Raw genomic sequence first — 23,088 nt, forward strand, 5'->3', positions numbered from 1 at the left:
CACTCTCCCCCGGTCCTGCACTCTCCGGCCTCCATCGGCCGTCACTTCCTGTAGCGAATCCTAATCATAGGGTGAAAAGAATCTATTGCGCAGACCAAAGAGGCGTGCCCGACAAGAAATCTTCCGGCCGGATGTCCGGCCCGGGCGCCCGCGGGGGACACGAACGTCCCCCATCGTTCGCGTCGCGCAGACCTGACGGTCGCGTACCCTTCAATCAAATAGCCGATCACTGAGGTGTGGAGACGATCGCCGCCGGCGCTGAACGCGCGGCGCCCGCCGAACTCCCCGGCTTTGGCGAGCGGGGCCGAGACGGGCCCGCCGCGACACCCTCCCCGGTCCGACGGGTTCGCGGGTCCCGCTGGGCCTTCCTCGGGGTTCTACTGATCGCCGCCGCGGTGACGGCGCTGCTGACCGGCGCCGTGCCGCGCCCGTCCAACCTCGACGGCGCCGCCTCGGCACTGGCGCACATGCGCTGGGAGTTCCTGCCCGCGCTCGTCATGCTGTCCGTGCTGCACTACGTCTGCTCGGCGGTCGCGCTGCGCGGGGCGTCCGGGCGGCCCATCCCCCTCTACGAGACGACGCTGACGCAGTTCACCGCAGCCGCGGCCAACCGCGTCACGCCCGGCGGGCTCGGCGCCGTCGCCGTCAACACGCGCTACCTGGTGTGCCAGGGGCTGCCGCTGTCGCGGGCGGCGATCGCCGTCGCGGTGCTGCAGGTCGCGGGCCTCCCCGCCGACCTGCTGCTCCTCGGCGTCGTCCTCGTCCTCGGCGCAGGCGACGGACGCGTCATGGACGCCCTCGGCCACCACGCCGCCCAGGCCGCGGGGCTCGTCCCGCCCGTCCCGCTGCTCATCGCCGTGGGCGTCCTGCTGCCCGCCGCCGCGCTGTGGGGGCGCCGCGCCGCCCGGTCCGCCGTGGTCGGACGGGCCGTCGCCGGGTTCGCCGACCTGTGCCGCCGCCCCCGCGACCTGGCGGTCACGCTCGCCGCGTCCGCCGCGACCACGCTCGTGCTCGGCCTGGCGTTCGCGCTCAGCGTGCTCGCCGTGCCCGGGACGGGCGCGGGGCCCGGCGACGTCCTCGCGCTCGTCGCCGCCTACCTGGTGGGAGCCGCCGCGGGCGCGGCGATCCCCTCGCCCGGCGGCGTCGGCTCCACGGAGGCCGCGCTCGTGGCCGCGCTCGCCTCCCTGGGCATCGCCGCCGGACCGGCGCTGCAGGCCGTGCTGCTGTTCCGTGGCATCACGTTCTGGGCGCCGGTCCCGGTCGGCCTGCTCACCTGCAGAACGCTCCGCAGGTGAGCACCTTTACGTTGTAGATCACTAATGGGCGGGCCGGGTCAGGCGTCCTGCTTGACGGCGGTGCGGGCGGAGCCGGTCAGGGCGGGGAGGTAGCCGAGGCGGTGGCCGCGCGCGGTCGGGTGGTAGGACGACTCGATCGGGATCGTCACGGCGTTGAGCCAGTCGTCGCCGGAGCACAGCTCGTGGCCGCTGAACTCGTCCCGGACGTCCGACCAGGTGAACCCGGCCCGGCCCGCGGCCTTGGCGATCACGCCGTCGAGGGTGTCGGCGGCGTGGTTGAGCGCGGTGCGCTTGCCGTTGCTCAGCCCCGCGCACACGTTGACGATCTTGTAGAGGCGGGGGTAGCCGAGGACCACCACGCGGGCGGACGGCGACTTGGCGCGGATCTTCGAGTACACCGAGTCGAGGCGTCCGGGCAGGGTGTCCTTCATGTAGGTCTCGGCCTGCGCGGCCCTGGTCTTGCAGGTCGACTCCGACTTCAGCACGCAGGTCTGCATGACGTCGGAGAACCCGGCGTCGTTGCCGCCGACCGTGATGCTGACGAGCGTGGTCGAGGAGCTGAGCGAGCCGAGCTGGCCGCTGATGACGGTCGTGGTCGTCGCGCCGGAGCACGCGGCGAACTTGAACGAGGCCTTGTTGGCCGCCGCCCACAGCTGCGCGTAGGCGTTGGCGCTGCGCTTGCACGCTCCACTGTCAGGGTGGTAGCTACCGGCACCGGTGCCGGAGGAGTAGGAGTCACCGAGCGCGACATAGTTCGTCGCGGCCGCCGAGGCGGACGCGGGCCAGGCGATGGAACCGGCGGCGAAGGTCACCGCACCGAAAGCGACGAGATAAGAGCGGGAGAGGCGCATCTGCACTCCGGAGCGAAGTATCGAATTGTGTCGCGGGCATAATACCCGCGACACAATTCTCCGAATCGACGATCTGATCAATACGTTTTGGGCACTATTCGCCATTGAAACCTGGTTTAGAGCGGTCCGTACTGACTCGTCCGCCGCCGGGAGCACCACCGGCAACAGGTCGCTCACCTGCTCCTTTGTGCTCGCACGGCCGTTCTGGCCTGCCTTGGGGTGACGACCTCGCCCTTAGCAGATTGTGGTGGCGGCAGAGCGCCGCCGGGCGAAATCGAAGATCAAATTGCTTTTGGGGTGCCGTGCGGTTTTGCAGGCGTCCGGCCGCGGCGCTTTCCGGTGCCCGATCACGCGGGCGTGCCCGCGTGCCAGGCGCGGGTGCCGGCCGTCCGGTGGCCGCGGACGCGAAGGGTCTCGGCGAAGGTGTGCTGGCGTCCCGGCATCCCGTGCACGAGCATGATCTCCCGCGCCGCGATCTCGTCGGCGATGCCGAGCAGGCCCCGGCGGTCGGCGTGCGCCGACAGGCGCACCGTGTCCACCCGGGCGCGGACCGGGACGGTGACCTCGGCGTCGTGGTCGCGGAAGGTGAAGTCGCCGCCCCGGCCCGCGACGTCGAGCAGCGCGCGGCCGGGGGACTCCTCGTCCTGGTAGCCGGACAGGAACACCGCGCCGCCCGGCTCGGGCAGGATCCGCCGCGCCCACTCGACGGCGGGCCCGCCGGCCAGCATCCCGGACGTGGAGATCACGACGCCGGTGCGGAACGCGTCCAGCTCGGCGGAACGGTCGGTGACCGCGGCGGCGCCCTCGAGCACCCGCAGGCCCGGGTCCAGCGACTCGTACACGGCGGCGAGGTCGGCGGCCATGCCGTCGATCCGGACGGGCACCTCGGGCAGGTGCCGCCGCAGGATCAGCGCGATCTCCTGCGCGCGGCCGAGCGCGAACGCGGGGATCAGCACCCGGCCGCCGTCCCCGCAGATCCCGGCGACGGCGCGGACGAGCCCGTCCACGCGCAGGTCGCGGGCGTCGTGGTCTTCGGCGCAGCAGGTCGACTCCATGACGAGCAGGTCAGCGCCGCGCGCGGACTCCGGGACGGCGCAGCCGCCGACGGTCTCCTGCCGGAACCCGGAGATGTCGCCCGAGACGGCGACGCGCCGGTCGCCCGCGCGGACGACGACACCGGCGGCGCCGAGGATGTGCCCGGCCGGGAACAGCTCCACGGTCAGCGCGCCGATCCGGCGCGGCACGCCGAACGCGAGCTCCTCGCAGCGCCGGGCCGCGACGTCGACGTCCCGCGGCCCGTAGAGGACGCCGCCGCTGCCGCCCCACCGCGCCCGTCCCCGCGCCCTGGCGGCCATCACCTTGGCGGTGTCGGCCCACATGACCGGCATCAGCACCGTGGTCTCGGGCGTCGCGAGCACGCGAAGCCCGGGACGTCCGGCGACCAGGGCCGGGATGTAGCCGCAGTGGTCGTTGTGGGCGTGGGTGACGATCACCGCGTCCAGCGGGCCGTCGAGCGCCTGCGCGATGTCGCGGGGCGGTTCGGCGCGGTCGCCGGGCCGCAGGCCCGCGTCGACCAGGACGCGGGTGCCGCCCGCCTCGACCAGCAGGCACGACCCGCCGATGTGGTCGTCGCCGCCGAGCGGGACGACCCGCAGCCCGGGCTCGGCGGTGACGGCGGCGGGCGGCGGTGCCGGGTCCACGACGGCGCGCACGACGGACAGGACCTCCTCGGGGCTCGTGCCGGCGGCGCGGGCGGCGGCGCGCACGTGCTCGCCGCCGGCCGCGCCCGCCCGTTCGAGGACGCCGAGGAGGGCGGCGGCGAGCGCCCGCGGGTCCCGCCACCTGCGGTGCTCGATCGCGAGGCGGCGGGTCAGGCCGTCGGCCCGCTCCTGCTGCTCCGCGAGCGCCTCGCGGGTTCCGGCGAGCAGCCGCGTCGCCTCCTGCGCGTCCCGCTGCGCGTAGTCGAGCCGTCCCTGGGCCGTCCTGAGCCGCGCCTTCAGCCGGTCGATCTTGCGGGCGGCGCGTTCGGCGTCGCGGTGCGCGCGTTCCGCCGTCCGGTCGGGGCCGGGCGCGATCCACGCGAGCCCGGCCCGGACGATCCCGTCGTCGGGGTTCAGCAGGACGGCGGCGAGCGCGCGCGTCCCGCTCTCCGCCTCGGCCAGGTGGTCTTCGGCGCGGCGGCGCAGCGCTGGGAACCGGATGAGCGCCGACAGCAGCATCTCGGTGTGCTCCTTGACGAGCACGTCCGGGTCGGACGGGAGCCGCCCGGCGGAGGGCCGGTCGAGCACCGCGAGCGCGACCGCGCGCAGCACGGGCGCGACCGCGTCCTGCATCGGGGCCGGGGGCGCGGCGGTCATGCGCCCGCCTCCCATCGGGCCGCGGCGGCGAGGACTGGTTCGCAGGCCAGCGCGCCGCCGGTGGAGTCGAGCGCGCCGAGTATCCGCAGCGCCTCGACCAGGTCGTGGGTTCCGGTGTAACCGTGTTCACGCAGGTCCGGGGGCGTGAGGCCGGGGGTGTCTTCTTCGCCGAAGAGGGCGAGGAGGGCGGCGAGGTCTTCGGCGGTTTCGCGGGCGTCCTCGGCGACGAGCGTGCGCCACGCGGCGGCCAGGCACGGGTCGGCGCGGACGCCGGCGTCGTCCAGGAGGATGCCGGGCTTGTCGCGCACGTGCCGCAGGACGCTCTCCAGCACCTGGTCGCGGTCGCGGCCTGGACCGGCGAGGCCGGTGACGACGCGGCCGACGAGCACCGGCCAGCCGCCGGTACGGCGGACGAGGTCACGCTGCCCGGCGTCGTCGGGGAAGCCGAGCGCGTCCTCCAGCATCCACTGCCGGATCGCGGGCGGGTCGAAGCGCCGCAGCGGCACCAGCTCCACATCCGCGGCCTCGGTGCCGTGGAGCCAGCCCGCCGCCGACGCCGGGCCCGCGACGAGCACGACGGCGAGGGTCCCCTCGCCGGAGGTGTCGGCGACGGCCGCGCGCGCCTCGGCGAACCGCCGCTCGAACTGGCCGCGGTCGCGGGCGGCGTGCACGTCGACGACGATCACGTCGTGCCCGGGGTGGCGGCGGGCGCGCAGCACCGCGGCGCCGAACGTCCCGTCCCCTGGCCAGACGGAGCGCCGAGCGGAGCTCGTCCGTTGAATGGCGGTGGGTGGGGGCTGGAGGACGGTCTGGACCTCCAGGTCGGGGCGGTCGGACGGCATCGCCTGCAGCGCCGCGACGACCCGCTCGGCGTGCAGCGCCGCCGACCCGGCCACCACGTGGACGAGCCGTCCCGGCCGCAGCAGCCCGGTGATCTGCCCGATGCTCAGTGGTGCGCGCTCGGGGCCCTCGCGGTGCGGCATCCGGTAGGAGTGCGCGTCGAAATGGTCGGGGTCCTCAAAGTCGCCGGCGTTCTCCAGCGCGTTCTCGACCTCGCGGACCCCGCCGAGCAGCCGCAGGATGTGCGGGGTGCGCAGCCGGTAGCGGCCCTCGTCCACGCCCAGGACGCCGAGGTTGACGCACTCGGCGAGCAGGCTGCGGAAGTCGTCGCCGCCGCAGTCCTCAAAGCCCTTCGCCCACCAGTACCGGCACTCCTCGCGCAGTTGCTTGACGGTGAGGGTCTCGTCGGCGCCGTCGCCGAGCGCGTGCAACGCGACGGTGTAGGCGATGACGGTGTAGCGCTTGTCGAGGTTGAGCGTCAGCTCGAACCAGCGCTGGAACCCGCGGACGAGCCGGTGGTCGCGCCACACCTCCGCGACGTCCTCACGAGTGATCTCGTACGGGAGCCTGCGCGGGCTCTCCCGCAGCCGCGCCAGGAGCTTGGCCGCGAACAGCTGGACCAGCGCCGGGGCGTTGTTGGCCTCGGCGATCACGCGGGCGGCGAGCGTCTCGGGGAACACGAACCCGAGCGTGGCCAGCGGCCGCACCAGCAGGTCGAAGGCGTCCTGCGGCTCCAGCGGCCCGATCGCGACCGGGTCGCCGAGCTGGGCCAGCGGCTGGTTGGGCAGGCCGTGGAAGCGGGCGGTCTGGTGCAGGCCCGCCCACACCACCTTCACGCGGCGGCCGGTGTCCTCCATGAGGGTGCGCAGCGCGGTGACGTCCTCGAAGCGGCCCCGGTCGGCGTCCATGTTGAGGAAGCCGTCGGCCTCGTCCAGCAGGATCAGCAGCTGCCGGTTCACATCGGCGTCCGCCCACGCGCGCACCGCCTCGATCACCTGCTCGCGCCGCACCTGCCCCGCCCGGATCACGCCCGCCTTCGCGAGCCGGTCGCCGAGCTTGGGCCACAGCGAGATCGACCGCACCTTCCCGACCGTCTGGACGTTCAGCAGGATCACCGTGCGGTTCGGGTCGCTCTCCAGGGACCGCTCGGCCTTGCGCAGCAGCGCCGACTTGCCCAGCTGCCGGCCGCCGAACACGAACGAGGGCCCCATCCGGTCGGTGACCTTGCGGATCTGCTCGGACCGCCCGTAGAACATCTCCTCCGGGACGTCGCCCGCCGGGGTGTAGGGGTCGGTGGCGGTGAACGGCGCCATCAGCGCGACCGTGACCGTCCAGTCCTGCGGGCGGCACGCCAGGTAGGCGACCGCGGCGTCGTCGAGGACCCCGGCGACCGGCGCGGGACGGCCCCGCGCGGCGCGGCCGAGGCGCTCGCGGTCGTCGGCCGACAGGACGCCGAAGTACAACACCAGCACCGTCTCGCCCTCCGGCTGCCCGGACAGCAGGTCGATCAGCTGCTCGCCGCCGGGCCGCCCCCACAAGAGCAGCAGCCGCAGCCGCCGCCCCGACGGGCTCTTCTGCGACCCGAACGCCGGCAGCAGCGCCCCGTCCACCGACCCGACGTGCCGGACGTCCTCCAGCCCGATCCACATCCGGTCCGGGCCGGTGTCGGTGTCGCCCTGCGTGCCCTCCAGCCCGACCATCTTCAGGATCGCGCCGATCAGCGACCGCATGTTCCCGGCGGTCTTCGTCCGGCCCTCGCGCAGGTTCAGCCACTTGCGCAGCCCCTCCCCCGCGACCCGCCGGTTCGCCTCCCGCATCGAGGCGATGTCGATGCCCGCGCCGGTCAGCAGCGCGTCCAGCTCCGGCTCGGCGACATCGCGGCCGGCGATCAGCGCGTCCTTGAGCTCGTCGATGTAGCCGCTGGTCTCCTGCTTGCGGGCACGCTTACCGGTCAGCAGCGACCGGCGGTGGAACGTGTCGGGGAACGCGGGGAAGAACCGGGCGAAATCGGTGTCCTCCGACTTCTCGGGGAGCTGCTTGCCCGCCTTCAGCTGCGCCAGGAACTCGCGGGCGGTCGTGAGGTCGCCGTCGGCGATGTGCCGCTCGACGCGGCGCACGTCCGCCGGGCGGAAGTCACCGGCCCGGGCGGCGAGCGCGGCGCGCTCGGCCGCGACGCTCGCCGCGCACCACTCCTCGATGCGGGCGAGGAGCGCGTCGATGTCGCGTCCGATCCGGTCGAAGTCGTGGCGGTCGGTGGTGCGCAGCCGCACCGTCTCCTCCGCCTCCCGCTCCTGGCCCTCGGTGAGCAGCCCGTCCCGCCGGGACTTGGCGATCAGGTCGCGGACGTGCTCGACCCGCTCGTCGCGGGCGGCGCGGGCGGCCCGGACCAGGTCGTCGCGGCGGGCCCCGAGCCGCGCGGCGGCCTCGGGGTCGAGCGCCCGCAGGACGGAGACGACCGCCCCCGTGCCCTCGTGGTCGAGCCGCGCGGCCCGCGCCTCGAACACCGCGGCCCAGTCGGGCGGCCCGGCGAGCGCCACGGCCGCGAGCGCCTCCGGCCGGACCGCGCCGCACGGCCGCAGCGTGTGCGGGTCGAGCGGGATCTCGGCGGCGGGCAGCAGGTCCCGGTTGAGGACGCGGGCGGCGGGCGGCTCGGTCTCGGCCAGCTTCGCCCCGTCCAGCAGCGCGAACGCGGCACCGAGCAGGGTGCACGCGGCCTGCGCGGCCGCCTCCCCCGCGGTGCCCGCCATCTCGGCGAGCGCGGCCTCGGCCTCCCGGCGCCGGCCGCTGACGGTGTCGCGGAGCTGGCGGAGCGGCCCGACCCGCCAGTCACGGTTCCCGGCCGCGTCCGCGTTGTCCTTGGCCGCTCCTTCCGCCCCGTTGGCCTCCTTGACGGCCATCGCCCACCGCCAGGCCGTGTCGAGCGCATCGCCGATCAAGGCGTGCAGCTTCGCCCGCGCGCCCGCGATGATCGGCTTGCCCTTCTTCGGGCCGTTGACCCGATTGTCGGTCTCGTCGATCAGGCGGTCGATCTCCGTCCCGGCGCGCAGCCGGACGATCCGGGCGACGGCCGCGTCCACCCGCGCCGGATCGTCGCCCGCCGCCGGTTCCAGCAGCCGGCGGACCGCGCCGTCGTTGAGCAGCAGCGCCTTCCACACCTCGGTGGCGCGGGCCAGCTTGATCGTGCGGTGCGGCGCCTCCGCCAGCAGCCGCGCCGCCTCCCCGGACGCCTCGCGGCGGGCCTCCGCGAGCCCCGCCGCGCCGCGGATCCAGCCGTCCATGCCGGGGCTCAGGTACACCCCGGCCCGCGCCGCCTGCGCGAACGCCTCCCCGCACTCCTTCAGGACGGGATGGCCGGACACGACGACGTTCAGGGCGTCCACCAGCCGTGTCGCCTCCGGGAACACCAGCCCGGCCCGGATCGCGGCGGCCCACGCCAGCACCCCGCCCGCCGGATCGTCGGCGAGCGCCTTGGCGTCCAGGTCGCGGGAAGCGGCGGCGAACTCGGCGGATAGCGGCCCGGCGAACACCGCCATCTCCGCCGCGAGCGCCGCGCACCACCGCGCGTTCACCTCCGCGTCCGGACGGCCCGCCGCCCGCCGCAGCCACCCGGCAAGCCCGAACCGGCCCGCCCGCAGCGCGCCGACCTCCGCCTCGGCCACCCCCGGCACCCGGCAGGCCGGCGACTCCTCTTGTTCCGAAGTCTGAGCCTCCTGGACGGGCGTCTCCGCCTCGGCCGCCTCATCATGGTTCTGCTCCCGAGCCGCCCGGACCGGAGCTTGAGCCGGAGCGGGCGGGGGCTCCGCCTTCTCGGGGACGGCCTGCTCGATGAAGGCGTCGAGTTCGGACAGCTCGGACTGGTCCGACGGTGGCGGGGGAGGCTCGTCGCCACCGCTCTCGTCCGGCACGTTCTCTTCCGGCGGCGCCTCCCGGGGAGCGGGCACCTTCACCGCTTCGGGCTCTGGAGCATCGGTGGGCTCTTCCTCGGCCTCGTCTGCCTCGTCGGCGATCGCGAGCTGCCCGATCAGCGCCATGTCGACAAGGAGGTGCCAGGCCGCCGGCAATGCGCCGCGCGCCCGCTCGGCCAGTTCCAGGGCGCGCAGCGGCGGCTCCTCCAGGCGGGCCTCGATGAGCTCGGCGAGCACGGCCAGCCCTTCGCCCGCCTCGTCCGAACCGGCCGCTTGCCCGGCGGCTTGGCGGACCTCCTCCAGCAGCCCGGCCACGACCTCCGGGCCCTCGACGCGCCGCAGCGCGCGCACGCGGTCGTCCTTCCGGCCCGCTTCCATCGCGGTCTGGACGGCCTCCGCGAGCGCGGGCAGCTCGGCGGGACGCTCGCCCGGGAGCAGGGCGTCGATCCGCGTCCGGACGCCGTCGAAGTCGGCCACGACCCGCTGGACGAGCGCCAGGTCGGCGTCGCCGGGACGGTGCCCGGCGCGCAGGTGCCCGGCGATGCGGTCACTCGCTCCGGCCGCGTCGTGGAAGCGTCCGCCGAGCTCGTCAAGCTCGGCGGCGAGCAGCTCGGGGGCGGGCGGCCCCTCCCCCGGCCCCCGCCCGGCGAGCTCTCTCACCTCAAGCAGGCTCGCGGGCCGGGCTGGCAGTTCCGGATGGCGTTCCCTGACCGCCTCCCACATGGCCCGCGCCCCGGGCGCCCGCTCCTCGGGTTCGGCCGCCAGCAGGCCGAGCGCCACCGCCGCGAGCGGACGATCGTCCTGGACGACGCGCACCAGCCCCCACCGCGCGAGCGTCTCGGGCGCGTCCCAGTTCAGCAGGACCCGCAGACCCGGCGCCCGCTTCAGCACGCCCGCGGCCGTGGACGTGCCGAGCAGTCTCACGCAGTCGTCGGCGTCCAGGCCGTCGACGTTCCGGAACCCGTGCACGTACACGCCGCCGAGGAGGAACCGCAGATCGTGCCGCCGCCGGGGTTCGCCGTGCCGCATCGTGCGCAGGACCAGGCCGGCCGCCGCCGGGGACGTCTTCTTCTTGCCGCCGAGCCGCACGATGTCGAGCACGGCCCGGACCAGCTCGGGCGGGCTGAGCCGCAGGTATTCCCGCACGTCATCGGCTGACACCGCCGCCAGCGCCGCGTCTTCCAGCTCCGCCAGCCCGTCCAGTTCCCCAAGAGACCCGAACGGAGCGGTCCCTTCATGACACCCTTCACACCGAGAGCCGTGCCCCATCCCGACCGACCCCGCCCTCTCTCACCGCCGCCTCCACGCCCCATCCGAGGCGCCCAGTGACGCGAGCCTAACGCAGAGTCAAAGTCATAGCCATCAATACGCAAAGTTGATGTTGATCGAGTTCACATCACTCTGGCTCGGTTCCGTCACGCCTTTCCGGTGGCGGGGGCGGGGGCCGGGACGGCGTCGGTGGGCGGTGCGGAGTCGTCGGCCGGGGTGCCGCCCGCGAGGACCAGCCTGGCGCGGTCGCGGTCGAAGACGCCCTCCCACTTGCTGACGACGATGCTGGCCAGCATCTGCCCGCACAGGCTCACGAGGCCGCGCGCCATGGACAGGAACCGGTCGACGCCGAAGATGAGCATGATCCCGGCGATGGGGATGGCGCCGGTGGTGGAGAGGCTGGCGGCGAGCAGGACGAAGCCGGCGCCCGCGATGCCCGCGCCGCCCTTCGAGGTGATCAGGAAGACGGCGAGCAGTCCGAGCTGCTGCCAGAACGACATGCCGATGTCGAAGGCCTGCGCGATGTAGAGGCCGGCGAACCCCATGTAGAGGCAGACGCCGTCGGAGTTGAACGCGTACCCGGACGGGACGACCAGCCCGACGATGGGCCGCGGGCAGCCGAGCCGCTCCAGCTTCTCGATCAGCTGCGGCATGACCGCCTCGTAGTTGGCGGTGCCGAGGGTGATGAGCAGCTCGTCCTTGAAGTAGCGGTAGAGCGGGATGATGCGGATGCCGCACAGCCTGGCGACGGCGCCGAGGACGAGCAGGCAGAACACGATGCCGGTGGCCCAGAACAGCCCGACGAAGGTGCCGAGGCTGGTCAGCGTCTTGGTGCCGAACTTGCCGGTGGTGTAGGCCATCGCGCCGAACGCGCCGATCGGGGCCAGGTACATGATCAGCCGGACGATCCCGAACACGGCCTCGCCGACCCGCTCCACGCCGCGCGCGATCGGGGCGCCGCGCTCGCCCATCATCTTGAGCGCGATGGCGAACAGCACGGACACGAGCAGGATCTGCAGGACGTTGCCGTCCACGAAGGCGCTGACCACGCTCTCCGGGATGATGTTGACCAGGAAGTCGTACCAGTGCTGATGCTGGCCCTCGGCGGCGTACTGGCTCGCCTTGCCCGTCAGCTTGATCGCGTCCGGATCGGCGTGCACGCCGTCGCCCGGGCGCAGCACGTTCATCACCACCAGGCCCATGACCAGCGCGATCGTGGTGATGATCTCGAAGTAGACGAGGGCCTTGACGCCGACGCGGCCCATCCCGGCGAGCGCGCCGGCGGAGGCGATGCCGGTCACGATGGTGCAGAAGATCACCGGGCCGACGAGCATCCGGATCAGCGAGATGAAGCCGTCGCCGAGGGGCTGCATCGATGCTCCGGTGTCCGGCGCGACGAGCCCGAGCAGGGCGCCGAGGGCGAGGGCGATCAGCACCGTGAGCCAGAGTTTCTTGGTGAAGGCGGTCCGCAGGGCGGACATGGCACTGGACATCGGTCACCTCTGTTCGTCTGTCGCACAGATGTACGCCGGTTAGAGAGCGAGTGTGACCGACACGCCACCACCGGTCAAGAGCCGGGCAGGTCACGACTTTGAACCTGGGCTGCGAGCGTGAACGGGCCCTGCGAGGGTGCGCGGGCGTCAGCTCGACGGGACGAAATCGATGTCGCGGGAGATTGCGTCGGCCGCCTGGACGACCAGCGGGACGAACCGCTCGTGCAGCTCGGCGACCGAGACCCGGCCCGCGTTGGCCGACACGTTGATGGCCGCGATCACCGCGCCCGACCCGTCGCGCACCGGCGCCGCGGCCGAGCGCACGCCCTCCTCGCGCTCGCCGTCCACGACCGCGAAGCCCTGCTCGCGCACCTTGGCGAGCTCCGCCGCGAGCGCGTCCGGGTCGGTGATCGTGTGCGGGGTGAGCCGGTCGAGCCGCATCTCGCCGAGGCGTTCACGCAGGCGGTCCGGAGGGAGCGCGGCGAGCAGGACCCGGCCCATGGACGTCGGGTGCGCCGGCAGCCGCGAGCCCACGTTCAGGACGATCGACATGCTGCGCTTGGCCGGCACGCGGGCGACGTAGACGATCTCCTCGCCGTCGAGCGTGGCCGCCGAGCACGACTCCCGCACCTCCTCCGCCAGCCGGCGCATGTGCGGCTGGGCCCGCTCCCAGATCGGCAGCGAGGCGAGGTACCCGTAACCGAGGCGCAGGACGCGCGGCAGGAGCCGGAACCGCCGGTCGTCCACCTCGGCGAACCCGAGCCGGACGCAGGTCAGCAGGATGCGCCGGGCGGTGGCCCGGGACAGGCCGGTGAGGTCGGCGGCCTCGCTCACGGTCAGCGTCGGATGGTCCGCCGAGAAGGCCTCCAGCACGCGGAACGCCTTCTCGACCGAGTCGATCACATCCGGATCCTGCCTTGACATTCCTTGACTCCCGACTCCAAAGTAAACTACCGACGCACGAACGTTCGTCAGTAGAACAAATCCCGGCGGACGGCTCCTAGTCTCCGGCACACGGAAGGCCCATCGTGACGGAAGGTCTGCTCTACGTCCTGTCGCAACCGCGCGACGGCGACGAGGCCGGGTTCCACGACTGGTACGACAACGAGCACGGCCCCGCCAGGCTCGCCCTGCCGGGCGTCCGCCAAGGTCACCGGTACCGCGCCGCGGACGGCGAGGCGCCGTCCTGGCTCGCATGGTACGACCTCGACCTGGAGGTTCTCCACACGCCCGGCTACCGGCGGCTGCGCGCGGAGCGCAGCGCGCGGGAGACCGCCGTCATGGCCGCGCTGGAGACCCTCGACCGCCGCATCTACCGGCTGCTGGACGACCACGGCACGCCCGCCGCCGCGCCGCCACCGCTCCTGGTGGCGCGGGGCATGACGGTCGAGCCCGCCGGCGAACCCGGCTTCCACTCCTGGTACGAGGAGGAGCACATCCCGTCCCTGCACGCGCTTCCCGGCTGGCGCCGGACCCGCCGCTACGTCCTCGTCGACGGCGACGCGCCCCGCTTCCTCGCCCTGCACGAGATCGACGACCCCGGCGTCTTCGAGACCGCCGCCTACCGCGCCGCGACCAGCACCCCGTGGCGCGCCGAGGTCATGCGCACGGTGACCGCCGAGGAGCGCCGCGCCTTCACCCACCACAGCACCTTCCGGACGAGCGGCGCGCCCGCCACCGCTCAATGACCCGCCACCGCACTCATCGGGGGACATCCATGCCTGCCCGCGTCGACGCGTTCCGGCCCGCCGACCTGACCGCCGAACAGCGCGAGCTCTACGACCGCCTCCTGGACAGCGCCCGCGCCAGCGGCAGCCGCCCGTTCCCGCTCGCCGACGCGGAGGGACGGCTGCGCGGGCCGTTCAACGGCATGCTGCTCAGCCCGGAACTCGGCAACGCCCTCCAGGAGCTCGGCACCGTCGTCCGCTACGGGACGGGCTTCACCCCGCGGCAGAAGGAACTGGCGATCCTCGCGGTCGCGGCGCACGAGCGGTCGGAGTACGAGTGGGCCGTCCACAGCCACGCGGCTCTCGAGGCCGGGCTCACCGAGGAGCAGATCGCCGCCGTCCGCACGGGCGCCGACTGCCGCCTCGACGACCGGCTGGAGGCCACCGTCCTCGCCGCCGCCCGCGAGCTGGTCGCCAGCGGCGACCTCACGGACGACAGCTTCACCGAGGCCACCGGCACCCTCGGTCTCACCCGCCTGTACGAGCTGGTCACCCTCGTCGGCTACTACCGCATGGTCGCCGACCAGCTCCGCGTCCTCCGCGTGACCGACTGACCAGCGTCACCCAATTCCGCGCCGCCTGTTCCATGGAGCCCCGGGGCGGAGACCGGCCTGCCCACCTACCTATATATGCGAACTGCTCGGGGTTCGGTGCGGGCCGCGTCCGGTTGGCCACGGTCGGTCGCCGGCCGCGAATGCGGACGAAGCGGGACCCCGGCGAATTAGGGTTATCAGGCGATGTTTCCCCAAAAGCCAGGAGCGGTTGATGTCCGTCGCCCATGCCGGGAATGTCAGCTTCAACAGATTGATGGCCGGGGATCTGCGCCAGACGATCACCGCGGTGCCGCAGTCGCTCGACAACCAGTGGTTCGACCGGGAGCTGCTCGAGCGGGCGCAGCGGGAGGGCGGGATCGGCAAGGCCATTCTTCGGGAGCAGGCCGCAAGGTCGCGGCGCGAGTATCTGCGCGCCCTCCTCAACGCCGAGAAAGTACTGATCAACCGCGCTTTCCTGTACAACAACCCGCAGGTCTACCAGGACTACGCGAAGCGCGGGCGCGACCACGACGCCTTCCGCCGGATGCTGGAGAACGGCGTGATCATCCCGCTGCTCCTGACGGAGGACGGCCCGCTTCCCGCCACGGATCCGGACTTCCAGGTCACCGAGGGGCTCGCGGCATGGCGCGAGGTGGCGGAGAACACCATGATGTCGTGCCTGCGCATGTCCTGGGACGACGACGAGAACACGATGCTCACCAAGAACGTGTACAAGACGTTCGGCCTGTTCTTCACGAGATTCGTCCAGTTCGAGGCGCCCGCGCTGGAGCGGGACTTCCGCCTCGGCGAGGAGGAGGCGCTCAGCACGCTCGCCCGGCTCAAGGAGGTCGGACGGTGGGTGTACGACGAACTGGACGCCGGGCGTCCGGTGGTACGGCAGGGTCTCTACGAGAAGTTCGTGGTCGGTGAGGGCGGGGACGTCGCGAAGCGGCAGTACGACCCCGGCCGTCCGCACATGGCCGTCGTGAAGCAGCTGATCGACCTGAAGTACGCGACGAACGTCGCGGACGCGATCGACGTCTTCACCCTGACGCCGAGCCTTTCGCCGCGGCGCACCGCGCTGCAGGAGGACATCCGGTTCCGGCAGCGGCAGGGGGAGGCCGCCGAATCGACGGACGCCGACGAGCTGATCAGGCTGCTGCGGAATCTGGCCTTCGAGAACGTCCAGGCCCTGCTCGAAGCGGTGCCCACGCTGGACCGTCTCTCCCTCGCCGACATCTGGCAGGTCCGCAACGAGGAGGAATGGCAGGCGTACAACACCGCGTTCGCCCGCGTCGTCAACGCGCCGTCCATCGACGCCCTGATCGACCCCGTCGCCGGAATCGTCGAGATCAGCAGGGCTTATCTCACGATGCTCAACAAGGCGGAGCAGATCCGCAACGACCGCTCCCCCGAGCGGTTCCGGGCCCTGACCGAGATAGCCATCGAAATCGGCGCGCTCACCCTCAACGTCCTCTACATGCCCGACAATGAGATCGGGTACGAGGTTCTCGGTGATGTCGCCGACCTGGCCGGGAAACGGGCGGCGCGGGTCACGCTCCGGCTGGGCCTCGGCCGGTTTCTGGCGAACAGGACGCAACACCGGATCGAGACGACCGCACAGCTCCTCGAGATGCGGATGGACGATCCGTACCGGGAGGCGAAGAAACTGATCGAGTATCTGTCGAAGCAGGCATTGGCGCGCGACGGCGACGATGACGGCATGGACCTGTCGAACGAGGGCCCATGACCGCGTCGAGCGAGGGCCCATGACCGCGCGGCACGAGGAGACGTCCCCCGGCGAGTCGCCGCAAGAGGAGTACGAACGGCTCCGCCGGGACCGCCCGGAGCTGTTCGCCAACCCGCCGGGCGCGTGGACCCCGATCCTGGAGGAGTTCCCGGCCGAAGGGGGCCCGTACGGCATCTGCTACCGCGACCGGTACGTCATGCTGCTGCGCGACCCGGTCATGTTCCCGAACGGCCAGACCGGCGGCTACATGCGGACGCTCCACGCCAACGGGCAGGCGGGGGCCGCCGTCCTCCCCGTGTGCGACGGCCGGGTCGTCCTGATGCGGCACTTCAGGCACGCCACCCGGCTGTGGCACTGGGAGATTCCCCGCGGCTCCCCGGAACCGGGCGAGACGCCGGAGCAGACGGCCCGCCGGGAAACGCAGGAGGAGATCGGCGTGCCCGCACGGTCGATCGAGTTCCTCGGCGACTTCTACGCCGACACCGGAGTCGCGGGAAGCAAGGCCGCTCTCTTCTGGGCGGACGTCGACCACCCGCACGCCGCCCACCTCGACGAGGGCATCGACCGGATCGAGCTGGTGCCCCCGCGGCGGCTCGACCGGATGCTGGCCGGCGGCGAGATCACCGACTCGTTCACCCTGGCGGCCCTGCTGCACGCCAGGCTGCGCGGCCTCGCCCCGTTCTCGTCCTGACCCTGCGCCGGACGGAGCGGCGTGCCAGACGGTGTGGTGCGGCGCACCGGACGGGACGGCGGCGTGCCGGGCGGGACGGCGCACCGGGCGGGGCGGCGGCGTGCCGGGCGGGACGGCGCACCGGGCGGGGCGGCGGCCGGGCGGGGCGGTGGCCGGGGCTAGCATCTCGGTGATGAAGATCCGGTTCGCCGCGCTGCGGGCGCGCCCGGTGGTGCACCGGCTGAGCGCGCGGGCCTGGATGCGGCTCGGCGGGCGGGTGCAGTGGCGGCTCGCCCGGCTCCGGCACCGGACGTTCCTGGTGTACGCGGGCGGGATCGTCCGGGACGATCAGGGCCGGATCCTGCTGCTGCGGCACCGGCTCTGGCCCGCCTACCGCGCGTGGGGCCTGCCGGGCGGCTACGTCGAGGCCGGTGAGCGGCTGGAGGACGGCGTCGCCCGCGAGGTGCGGGAGGAGACGTCCCTCGATGTGGAGGTCAGCGGCCCGCCGGTGGCGCTCGCCAGCGGCTTCCGGCACCGCGTCGAGGCGTACTACGAGGCCCGCGTGATCGGCGGGCGCCTCGCCCTCGACCCCGCGGAGATCCTTGAGGCGCGCTGGTATCCGCTGGACGACCTGCCGGGCGAGATGTCCCGGCCACTCCGCGACCTGATCACCTCACTCGGCCCACGGCGTCCGGCCGCGTAGGACTCAGCCCACGGTGTCCGGCCGTCTGGGGCGCGGCCCGTGGTCCGGCCGTCCTCGCCGCAGGGCGTCCCGGAAGGCGTCGGTGGGGTCGGCCTCGGGCAGCGCAAGTTCGATCGCGGCGATGGCCTGGTCCGGGTCGGCGCCGGTGCGGCGCATGGCGTACAGGGCGCCGATGGTGGGGGTTCTGCTGTAGGCGCCAACGCAGTGCACGAGCACCACGTGCCCGCTTGCGCGCAGCCGTTCGACGGCGGTGACGGTGTCGTGCAGGACGAAGTCCAGGTTCGGGTTCTCCTCCGGCTCATCGCGGTCGGCGAGCCGGACCTCGATCCAGTGCCGCGTCCCCGCCAGGATCGCCCGCCGCTCCGTCTCGCCGACCGGGCACAGCGACACCACCGCGGTCACTCCCTCGGGCAGGTCGCGCACGGCGTCCAGGTCGCCGAGCACGACACCGGGGTCGTCGGGATGCGGCACGGCGACCGCCGGACGGTCCCCGCCGCCGTAGACCGGGCGCGCGTACGTCCCGCCGGTGGCGATCGCGGCCGCCAGGGCGACCGGGTCCGGCGAGCGCGGGTCTGGCCGGTCGCTGAGCTCCAGCCGCCAGCGCGCGGGGACGGCCGACGCCCCATAGGCCGCGCCGAGCAGACCTCCGGCGATCGCGGCGGTTTCCCGGCCACCGCGCGCCGCGTCCTCCAGCGCCAGACGCAGATGATCGACCCGGAAGGTGCCGGTGACGGGTTCGTCCAGCGGGACCTCGGTCGTGGTGATGGCGCACCACGCCGCCTGCAGCGCCTCCGCCGCGGCGAAGTCCCGTGTCCGGGCGCGCTCGGCGCTCCTCAGGCGGTCGGCCCACCGGGCACGGGCCGGTTCGGGCAGGCGCTTCAGGCCGGCGCGGGCGTCGAGGAAGCCGGTGAGGACGGCGTGCCGGATGGCGTGGCACCACAGCACGCAGGCCTCGCCCGCCTCGGGGGTGTCGTGCGTGAGGGCACTGATCGCGGTCGCCGCCTCGGTGAGGCCGCCGGGATCGTCGAGATACGCAAGCGCGACGGGGACCGTCCACACGAGGGGCCCACCAACGCCCTTCCCCCGGTTCGCCCAACGGGCGCGGATCACCTCGTGGGCGGACGCGGCGCGCAGATCAGCGCCGGACGCGGCCACCTCCGCGACCGCGAGCATTCTCAAGGTGCCGTCGATCCGGCCACCACTCCGTTGGACGGGAATGCTCTGAGGTGACGCACCGGCTTCGTGTCCGGCGCCGAGCGCGTTACCGGCGGCAGCGGCGAGCAGAACCCCGCACGCACGATCCAGCTGGGCGGTGTCGAGATCCACAATGCCCCATTATGCGCGGGACACCGCTCGGGAAGGGGGCGGACGCAATGGCCGAACGGCACGTCCGGCCGACGGCCTATGGCCGCTCGCCGGAACCCGGGGCCGAGGGCTCGCCGGAATCCTGCTCCGGCGGCGGCTCGGGCTCCGGCGCCGACGGCTCCTCGCTCGGCGGCGGGGCCGGTTCCGTGCTCGGCTCCTGATCGGTGGGCTCGTCACCCGGCTCGGACGGCGGCGGAACGTCCGTCGGCGGCTCGGACGGCGGCTCGGACGGCGGCGACGGCAACGGCGGTGGCGACGGCGGCTCGCTCTGCTCGGGGTCGGGGCTCCAGGTCGGAGGCGGCTCCCACGGCCACCAGGGCTCGCAGTCGACACCGTCGTTGTCACGGTCCTCGTACCACCAGTACTCGGGGTCCCAGCCCTTGTAGTAGGGGCCGTACCCGTGGGCGTTGGCCTGCGCGCACGTGGCGAAATGCGGATCGACGCCGTCCGCCGCGCCCGGTTCCGGCGTCGACGGCTCACGGGGCGGCGGCGTCTCCGGCGTCCTCGGCGGGACGGTGACGGGCGGCGAGCTCGTATCGCGCGGGGCGACCTGCTCGGACTCCCCGGAGCCAGACCCGCACGACGTCACGAGGCCGAAGAGCAGCACCGCGGCCAGGGCCGCGAGCACCGGGAGGAGGCCCCGGCGCCGGCGCCCGGCGCGGTCAGGCGGTGGACGGGATGGTTCTGGCATGGCACGACCTTCGCGAGTGGCGTCCGTCGCACCAGAACTTCAGTCCACCGCAAACTCCCCGATAAGAACAGAATCGGCACCTATCGCGGGACCCAACTTTCCGCCAAATGGCGCACTTGACCTCAAGATGAGTCGAGGTTGCAAGCTGGGGCCATGATCCTGACTGACAGCGAACGCGAGTACCTGGCCACGCAGCGCCTCGCCCGGCTCGCCACGGTCGGACCCAAGGGCGACCCGCAGAACAATCCCGTCGGGTACGCCTACAACGCCGACACCGGCACGTTCGACATCAGCGGCTGGAACCTCGCGAAATCCCGCAAGTACCGCAATGTCCAGGGCAACGATCAGGTGGCGCTCGTCATCGACGACCTGGCGTCCGTCCGGCCGTGGCACGTGCGCGGCATCGAGATCCGCGGCCGCGCCGAGACGGTCGTCGTGGACGATCCCCGGGGCACCGGCTCCGGCGTCGACCTGATCCGCATCCACCCGCACACGATCTTCACGTGGGGCCTGGACCCCGGCGCCCAGGGCATGACCAAGCGAACCGCCGCCTGAGCACCGGGGCGGGCAGAAGGCGAGATGAACATGTCCGCGCCCTAGCGCTCGGACGAACTGGAGCACGCCCGGCTGATCTCGGCGGTAGGGTCTGGCGATCCTTGACCGCGAGAGGAGCCGACCATGGCGGGCCCGGAACCGGAGCGGATCGAGCACTATGTGCGATTGATCGACCACCTGCGGCGCACTTCGGTGTACTACCCGGAGAACCTGTGCTGGACGGTGATCCGTCCGCATAAGGCAGGGCTGTCGGTGCACGACGTGGTACGCCGATTGGGTGGGGACCCGGAGGCGCTGACCACCCGCCGGCCGGCCGACGTCGACTACGACGATGACGAGGTCTTCCTAGAACAGCGCGGCGACGCGGTCGTCATCGTGGCGTACGGCAGCGCCACCGCCGAGCCGCACGTGTTGCGCCTGCTCAGCCGGGACGCCACGGTTCACTCGCTGTTCTGGCTGATCAACAATTTCAGCATGCTCTCCTACCTGGCGGACGGCGAGCTGATCACCGAGGTGGAGACGCTGGCCCCGCAGAACCGGCGGGGCACCGATCCGGAGGCGCTGACCGATCGCCTCGGCGCGATGTGCGATCTCCGCGCCGGCGTGGTGGCGGGCACCCTTTCCGGCCCCGCCCCGGACTGGGAGACCGCGATGGCCACCCTGGAGTCGCTGACGGGCGTGAGCCTCGATGCCGGCTGGTTCGCCCGCCCGCAGACATTCGCGAAGGTGAAGCCCGGTTAGAAGGCGCACGGGAGATGTTTGATCCCGTTGAGGAAGTTCGAGCGGAGCCGATCCGGGGCTCCGGCGGCGCGGACGCCGGGCGCGCGGGCGAGCAGTTCCCTGAACAGGGCGGTGATCTCGCTGCGGGCCAGATGCGCGCCCAGGCAGTAGTGCGGGCCGGGCGCTCCGAAGCCGAGGTGCGGATTGGGCGAGCGGGTGATGTCGAACCGTTCGGGGTCGTCGAAGACGGTCTCGTCGCGGTTGGCCGACCAGTAGTACAGCAGCAGCTTGTCGCCCTTGCGGAAATGGTGGCCGTTCAGTTCGCAGTCGCGGGTCGCGGTGCGCCTCATGTAGATGATGGGCGAGGCGACGCGGACGATCTCGTCCGTCGCGGTGGCCGCGTAGCGCTCGAAGTCCTCGGCCCACCGCCGCCTCTGCTCGGGGTGCTCGGTGAGGAGCATCAGGCCGTGCGAGATCGCCGTTCGGGTGGTCTCGTTGCCCGCCTGCAGCAGGATGCCGAAGAACGAGCCGAGTTCCCGGGCGGACAGTTTCTCGCCGTCGATATTGGCGTTGACGAGCTTGGACGTCAGGTCGTCGCCGGGAACACCCGCGCGTTCCGCGGCCAGCTCCTTGACCATTCCCGCGAGCTCCGCCGCGGCGGTGAGGAGGGTGACGGGTTCGGTCTCGGTCCTGTCCGGGGTGAACTCGGGATCGCCCGCACCGAGAATGATGTTGGTGCGTTCGGCGACGAACCGGTGCCGGCTTTCCGGGACGCCCATCATCCGGCAGATGATGGTCAGCGGCAGCCGCTCGGCGACCTCGGTGACGAAGTCGAACGTGCCGCGCGCCGGGAGCCCGGCGACGATCTCGGCCGCCACCCGCCGGATCTCGCCGTCCAGCCGCTCGATCATGCCCGGCGTGAACGCCCGGGACACGATCCGGCGCAGCCGCGCGTGCCGCGGGTCGTCCATGTTGATCATCGAGTCGAAGAACTCGATCGACTCCGGCGGCCGGTCGAACACCATCACGCCCTCGGCGCTGGAGAAGTCCTCCGGCCTGCGGCTCGCCTCGGCCACGTCCGCGTGGCGGGTCACCGCGTAGAAGCCGGGGCCTCGCTTCGCCCACCGGACGCGCGGTTCCGCGAAGAACCCGATCGGCTTCTCACGCCGCAGCGCCGCGAACGCCGCGGCGCGCTCGGCGTAGGGCGCGGCCCAGAAGGCCCCCGTGGACAGGTCGATGCCGGCCGATCCGGGCACTCCGCCTCCTGCCTCCCGCCTCCTGCTGCTTGCCCGCACGCTCAGAGCTTGCGGCCCACACCCGCGTACGCCGGGATACGACCACCGTAACCGGGCGCCTCCTCCACGACCCCGCTGCGCGGGCCATCAGGACGCAGCAAAGTCGGGCCGCCCGAGGCGTCCGCGCCGTCGTGACCGTCGCCGTCGTGGCCGTCGTAACCGTCGTGGCCGTACAGGCCGGGCTCGTCGGGGCGCCAGTCGGTCAGCCACACCAGCCCTGGATCCACCAGGTCGTAACCCTTGAAGAGCTCGTGGATCTGCTGGCGTGCCCGCAGATGGACGGGGGTCGCCGTGCGGCGGTAGATCTCCTTGGCCCGCTCGGTCTCCTCTGGCCGGGCCTTCTCCAGCAGGTCCCCGGTCAGATGGGTAACGACCAGGTGACTTCCCGCCGCGGTCGCGTCACGGTACTGCGCGATGACGCCCTGCGGGTCGTCGGAACCGTCGACGAAATGCAGGATCGACACCATCATCACCGCCACCGGACGGTCGAAGTCGAGAAGCGCCCGGGTCGTCTCATGCCGCAGGATCGCGTCCGGACGCCGCAGATCCGCCTCGACCACGCCGACATTGTGCGGCGTCCGCACCAGCGCGCGGCTGTGGGCGCAGACCACCGGGTCCCAGTCGACGTAGACGACGCGGGCGTCCGGGTTCACCGAAAGGGCGACCTCGTGCACGTTGTTCTGGGTGGGCAGCCCCGCGCCCAGGTCGAGGAACTGCGTGATTCCGGCCTCCGCGGCCAGATATCGCACCGCCCGCACGAGAAACGCCCGGTTGGCCCGCGCACCGGCCTGCGACCCCGGCATCACCGCGATGACCTGTTCCGCCGCCTCCCTGTCGGCGGCGTAGTTGTCCTTTCCGCCCAGGTAGTAGTCGTACATACGGGCGACATTCGGCATGGTGACGTCAACGCCCGACGGCGGGCTGACTTCCCCCATGGACGGAACCCTTCGTCCGAACAGAGCGGCCGACACTGATCAACTCATCATGACAGGGGTTGTCACCGCACGACAAACGCGCAGATGATCACGCCTTGTCGCCGGAATCGGGCGTGGAGTCACCTCCGCCAGGT

Annotated in this window: 18 protein-coding genes; 9 read left to right on the forward strand and 9 right to left on the reverse strand. The window is 72.7% G+C overall.

Translation table 11 applies throughout. From position 1 onward, the window contains the following. Nucleotides 1–236: 236 nt before the first annotated feature. Complete coding sequence (locus ACH34S_RS15845) at nucleotides 237–1,295, forward strand: YbhN family protein (protein WP_395953401.1); 1,059 nt, start codon at nucleotides 237–239, stop codon at nucleotides 1,293–1,295. Between the two features lie 38 nt (nucleotides 1,296–1,333). Here the strand turns inward: ACH34S_RS15845 and ACH34S_RS15850 are convergent, their stop codons facing one another. The 5 genes from ACH34S_RS15850 to ACH34S_RS15870 form a co-directional block, all read right to left on the reverse strand. Continuing rightward, the gene (locus tag ACH34S_RS15850; protein WP_395953402.1) at nucleotides 1,334–2,146 is read right to left on the reverse strand and encodes an SGNH/GDSL hydrolase family protein; all 813 of its coding nucleotides are present in this window, start codon (nucleotides 2,144–2,146) and stop codon (nucleotides 1,334–1,336) included. A gap of 347 nt (nucleotides 2,147–2,493) precedes the next feature. After that, the gene (locus tag ACH34S_RS15855) at nucleotides 2,494–4,503 is read right to left on the reverse strand and encodes an MBL fold metallo-hydrolase (protein ID WP_395953403.1); all 2,010 of its coding nucleotides are present in this window, start codon (nucleotides 4,501–4,503) and stop codon (nucleotides 2,494–2,496) included. Then, entirely contained in the window at nucleotides 4,500–10,409 is a 5,910-nt protein-coding gene (locus ACH34S_RS15860; protein WP_395953404.1) for a hypothetical protein, read from the reverse strand. The genes ACH34S_RS15855 and ACH34S_RS15860 overlap by 4 nt, the downstream gene beginning before the upstream one ends. 254 nt (nucleotides 10,410–10,663) lie before the next feature. Beyond that, entirely contained in the window at nucleotides 10,664–12,010 is a 1,347-nt protein-coding gene (dctA, locus tag ACH34S_RS15865; protein ID WP_395953405.1) for a C4-dicarboxylate transporter DctA, read from the reverse strand. 147 nt (nucleotides 12,011–12,157) lie between these two features. Then, the gene (locus ACH34S_RS15870; protein ID WP_395953406.1) at nucleotides 12,158–12,913 is read right to left on the reverse strand and encodes an IclR family transcriptional regulator C-terminal domain-containing protein; all 756 of its coding nucleotides are present in this window, start codon (nucleotides 12,911–12,913) and stop codon (nucleotides 12,158–12,160) included. A 125-nt stretch (nucleotides 12,914–13,038) separates the two neighbouring features. On the opposite strand from ACH34S_RS15870, the gene ACH34S_RS15875 reads away from it, so the two are divergent. The 6 genes from ACH34S_RS15875 to ACH34S_RS15900 all read left to right on the forward strand — a co-directional run bounded on the left by ACH34S_RS15875 (nucleotide 13,039) and on the right by ACH34S_RS15900 (nucleotide 17,393). Further along, a complete protein-coding gene (locus ACH34S_RS15875) occupies nucleotides 13,039–13,698 on the forward strand; it encodes a hypothetical protein (protein WP_395953407.1) in 660 nt (219 codons plus the stop codon). A gap of 29 nt (nucleotides 13,699–13,727) precedes the next feature. Next, complete coding sequence (locus ACH34S_RS15880) at nucleotides 13,728–14,291, forward strand: carboxymuconolactone decarboxylase family protein (protein ID WP_395953408.1); 564 nt, start codon at nucleotides 13,728–13,730, stop codon at nucleotides 14,289–14,291. Between the two features lie 211 nt (nucleotides 14,292–14,502). Beyond that, nucleotides 14,503–16,020, forward strand: coding sequence for a hypothetical protein (locus ACH34S_RS15885; protein WP_395953409.1), 1,518 nt, complete (start codon nucleotides 14,503–14,505; stop codon nucleotides 16,018–16,020). A 19-nt stretch (nucleotides 16,021–16,039) separates the two neighbouring features. Next, on the forward strand, nucleotides 16,040–16,711 hold the full coding sequence (locus ACH34S_RS15890) for an NUDIX hydrolase (protein WP_395953410.1): 672 nt from the start codon (nucleotides 16,040–16,042) through the stop codon (nucleotides 16,709–16,711). A 21-nt stretch (nucleotides 16,712–16,732) separates the two neighbouring features. Next, a complete protein-coding gene (locus ACH34S_RS15895; protein ID WP_395953411.1) occupies nucleotides 16,733–16,873 on the forward strand; it encodes a hypothetical protein in 141 nt (46 codons plus the stop codon). Nucleotides 16,874–16,883: 10 nt separating this feature from the next. Then, nucleotides 16,884–17,393 carry an NUDIX domain-containing protein gene (locus tag ACH34S_RS15900; RefSeq protein WP_395953412.1) on the forward strand — a complete coding sequence of 170 codons (510 nt, stop codon included), beginning with the start codon at nucleotides 16,884–16,886 and terminating at the stop codon, nucleotides 17,391–17,393. Nucleotides 17,394–17,396: 3 nt separating this feature from the next. Here ACH34S_RS15900 and ACH34S_RS15905 read toward each other — a convergent pair whose 3' ends face one another. Together ACH34S_RS15905 and ACH34S_RS15910 are read right to left on the reverse strand one after the other, a co-directional pair. Beyond that, complete coding sequence (locus tag ACH34S_RS15905; RefSeq protein WP_395953413.1) at nucleotides 17,397–18,719, reverse strand: ADP-ribosylglycohydrolase family protein; 1,323 nt, start codon at nucleotides 18,717–18,719, stop codon at nucleotides 17,397–17,399. Between the two features lie 76 nt (nucleotides 18,720–18,795). Beyond that, entirely contained in the window at nucleotides 18,796–19,449 is a 654-nt protein-coding gene (locus tag ACH34S_RS15910) for an excalibur calcium-binding domain-containing protein (RefSeq protein WP_395953414.1), read from the reverse strand. A gap of 153 nt (nucleotides 19,450–19,602) precedes the next feature. Between ACH34S_RS15910 and ACH34S_RS15915 the strand changes: the two genes are divergently transcribed. Further along, complete coding sequence (locus ACH34S_RS15915) at nucleotides 19,603–20,004, forward strand: PPOX class F420-dependent oxidoreductase (protein ID WP_395953415.1); 402 nt, start codon at nucleotides 19,603–19,605, stop codon at nucleotides 20,002–20,004. A 123-nt stretch (nucleotides 20,005–20,127) separates the two neighbouring features. Beyond that, nucleotides 20,128–20,745 (forward strand): DUF6461 domain-containing protein, encoded by a 618-nt coding sequence (locus tag ACH34S_RS15920; protein ID WP_395953416.1) that lies wholly within the window; start codon nucleotides 20,128–20,130, stop codon nucleotides 20,743–20,745. Here the strand turns inward: ACH34S_RS15920 and ACH34S_RS15925 are convergent. Together ACH34S_RS15925 and ACH34S_RS15930 are read right to left on the reverse strand one after the other, a co-directional pair. Further along, nucleotides 20,742–21,980, reverse strand: coding sequence for a cytochrome P450 (locus ACH34S_RS15925; protein ID WP_395953417.1), 1,239 nt, complete (start codon nucleotides 21,978–21,980; stop codon nucleotides 20,742–20,744). The two genes, ACH34S_RS15920 and ACH34S_RS15925, sit on opposite strands and share 4 nt — an antisense overlap. A 41-nt stretch (nucleotides 21,981–22,021) precedes the next feature. Next, nucleotides 22,022–22,954, reverse strand: coding sequence for an SAM-dependent methyltransferase (locus ACH34S_RS15930; protein ID WP_395953418.1), 933 nt, complete (start codon nucleotides 22,952–22,954; stop codon nucleotides 22,022–22,024). Nucleotides 22,955–23,088 lie beyond the last annotated feature (134 nt).

Origin of the sequence: Actinomadura sp. 3N508, assembly GCF_044326375.1 — a bacterium.
GTDB lineage: Bacteria > Actinomycetota > Actinomycetes > Streptosporangiales > Streptosporangiaceae > Spirillospora.

Excerpts from the sequence above, each read along its gene's own strand:
- ACH34S_RS15855 (WP_395953403.1), bottom strand. The coding sequence starts at position 4,503 with ATGACCGCCGCGCCCCCGGCCCCGATGCAGGACGCGGTCGCGCCCGTG.
- ACH34S_RS15890 (WP_395953410.1), top strand. The coding sequence starts at position 16,040 with ATGACCGCGCGGCACGAGGAGACGTCCCCCGGCGAGTCGCCGCAAGAG.
- ACH34S_RS15885 (WP_395953409.1), top strand. The coding sequence starts at position 14,503 with ATGTCCGTCGCCCATGCCGGGAATGTCAGCTTCAACAGATTGATGGCC.
- ACH34S_RS15900 (WP_395953412.1), top strand. The coding sequence starts at position 16,884 with ATGAAGATCCGGTTCGCCGCGCTGCGGGCGCGCCCGGTGGTGCACCGG.
- dctA (WP_395953405.1), bottom strand. The coding sequence starts at position 12,010 with ATGTCCAGTGCCATGTCCGCCCTGCGGACCGCCTTCACCAAGAAACTC.
- ACH34S_RS15915 (WP_395953415.1), top strand. The coding sequence starts at position 19,603 with ATGATCCTGACTGACAGCGAACGCGAGTACCTGGCCACGCAGCGCCTC.
- ACH34S_RS15920 (WP_395953416.1), top strand. The coding sequence starts at position 20,128 with ATGGCGGGCCCGGAACCGGAGCGGATCGAGCACTATGTGCGATTGATC.
- ACH34S_RS15850 (WP_395953402.1), bottom strand. The coding sequence starts at position 2,146 with ATGCGCCTCTCCCGCTCTTATCTCGTCGCTTTCGGTGCGGTGACCTTC.
- ACH34S_RS15880 (WP_395953408.1), top strand. The coding sequence starts at position 13,728 with ATGCCTGCCCGCGTCGACGCGTTCCGGCCCGCCGACCTGACCGCCGAA.
- ACH34S_RS15910 (WP_395953414.1), bottom strand. The coding sequence starts at position 19,449 with ATGCCAGAACCATCCCGTCCACCGCCTGACCGCGCCGGGCGCCGGCGC.
- ACH34S_RS15930 (WP_395953418.1), bottom strand. The coding sequence starts at position 22,954 with ATGGGGGAAGTCAGCCCGCCGTCGGGCGTTGACGTCACCATGCCGAAT.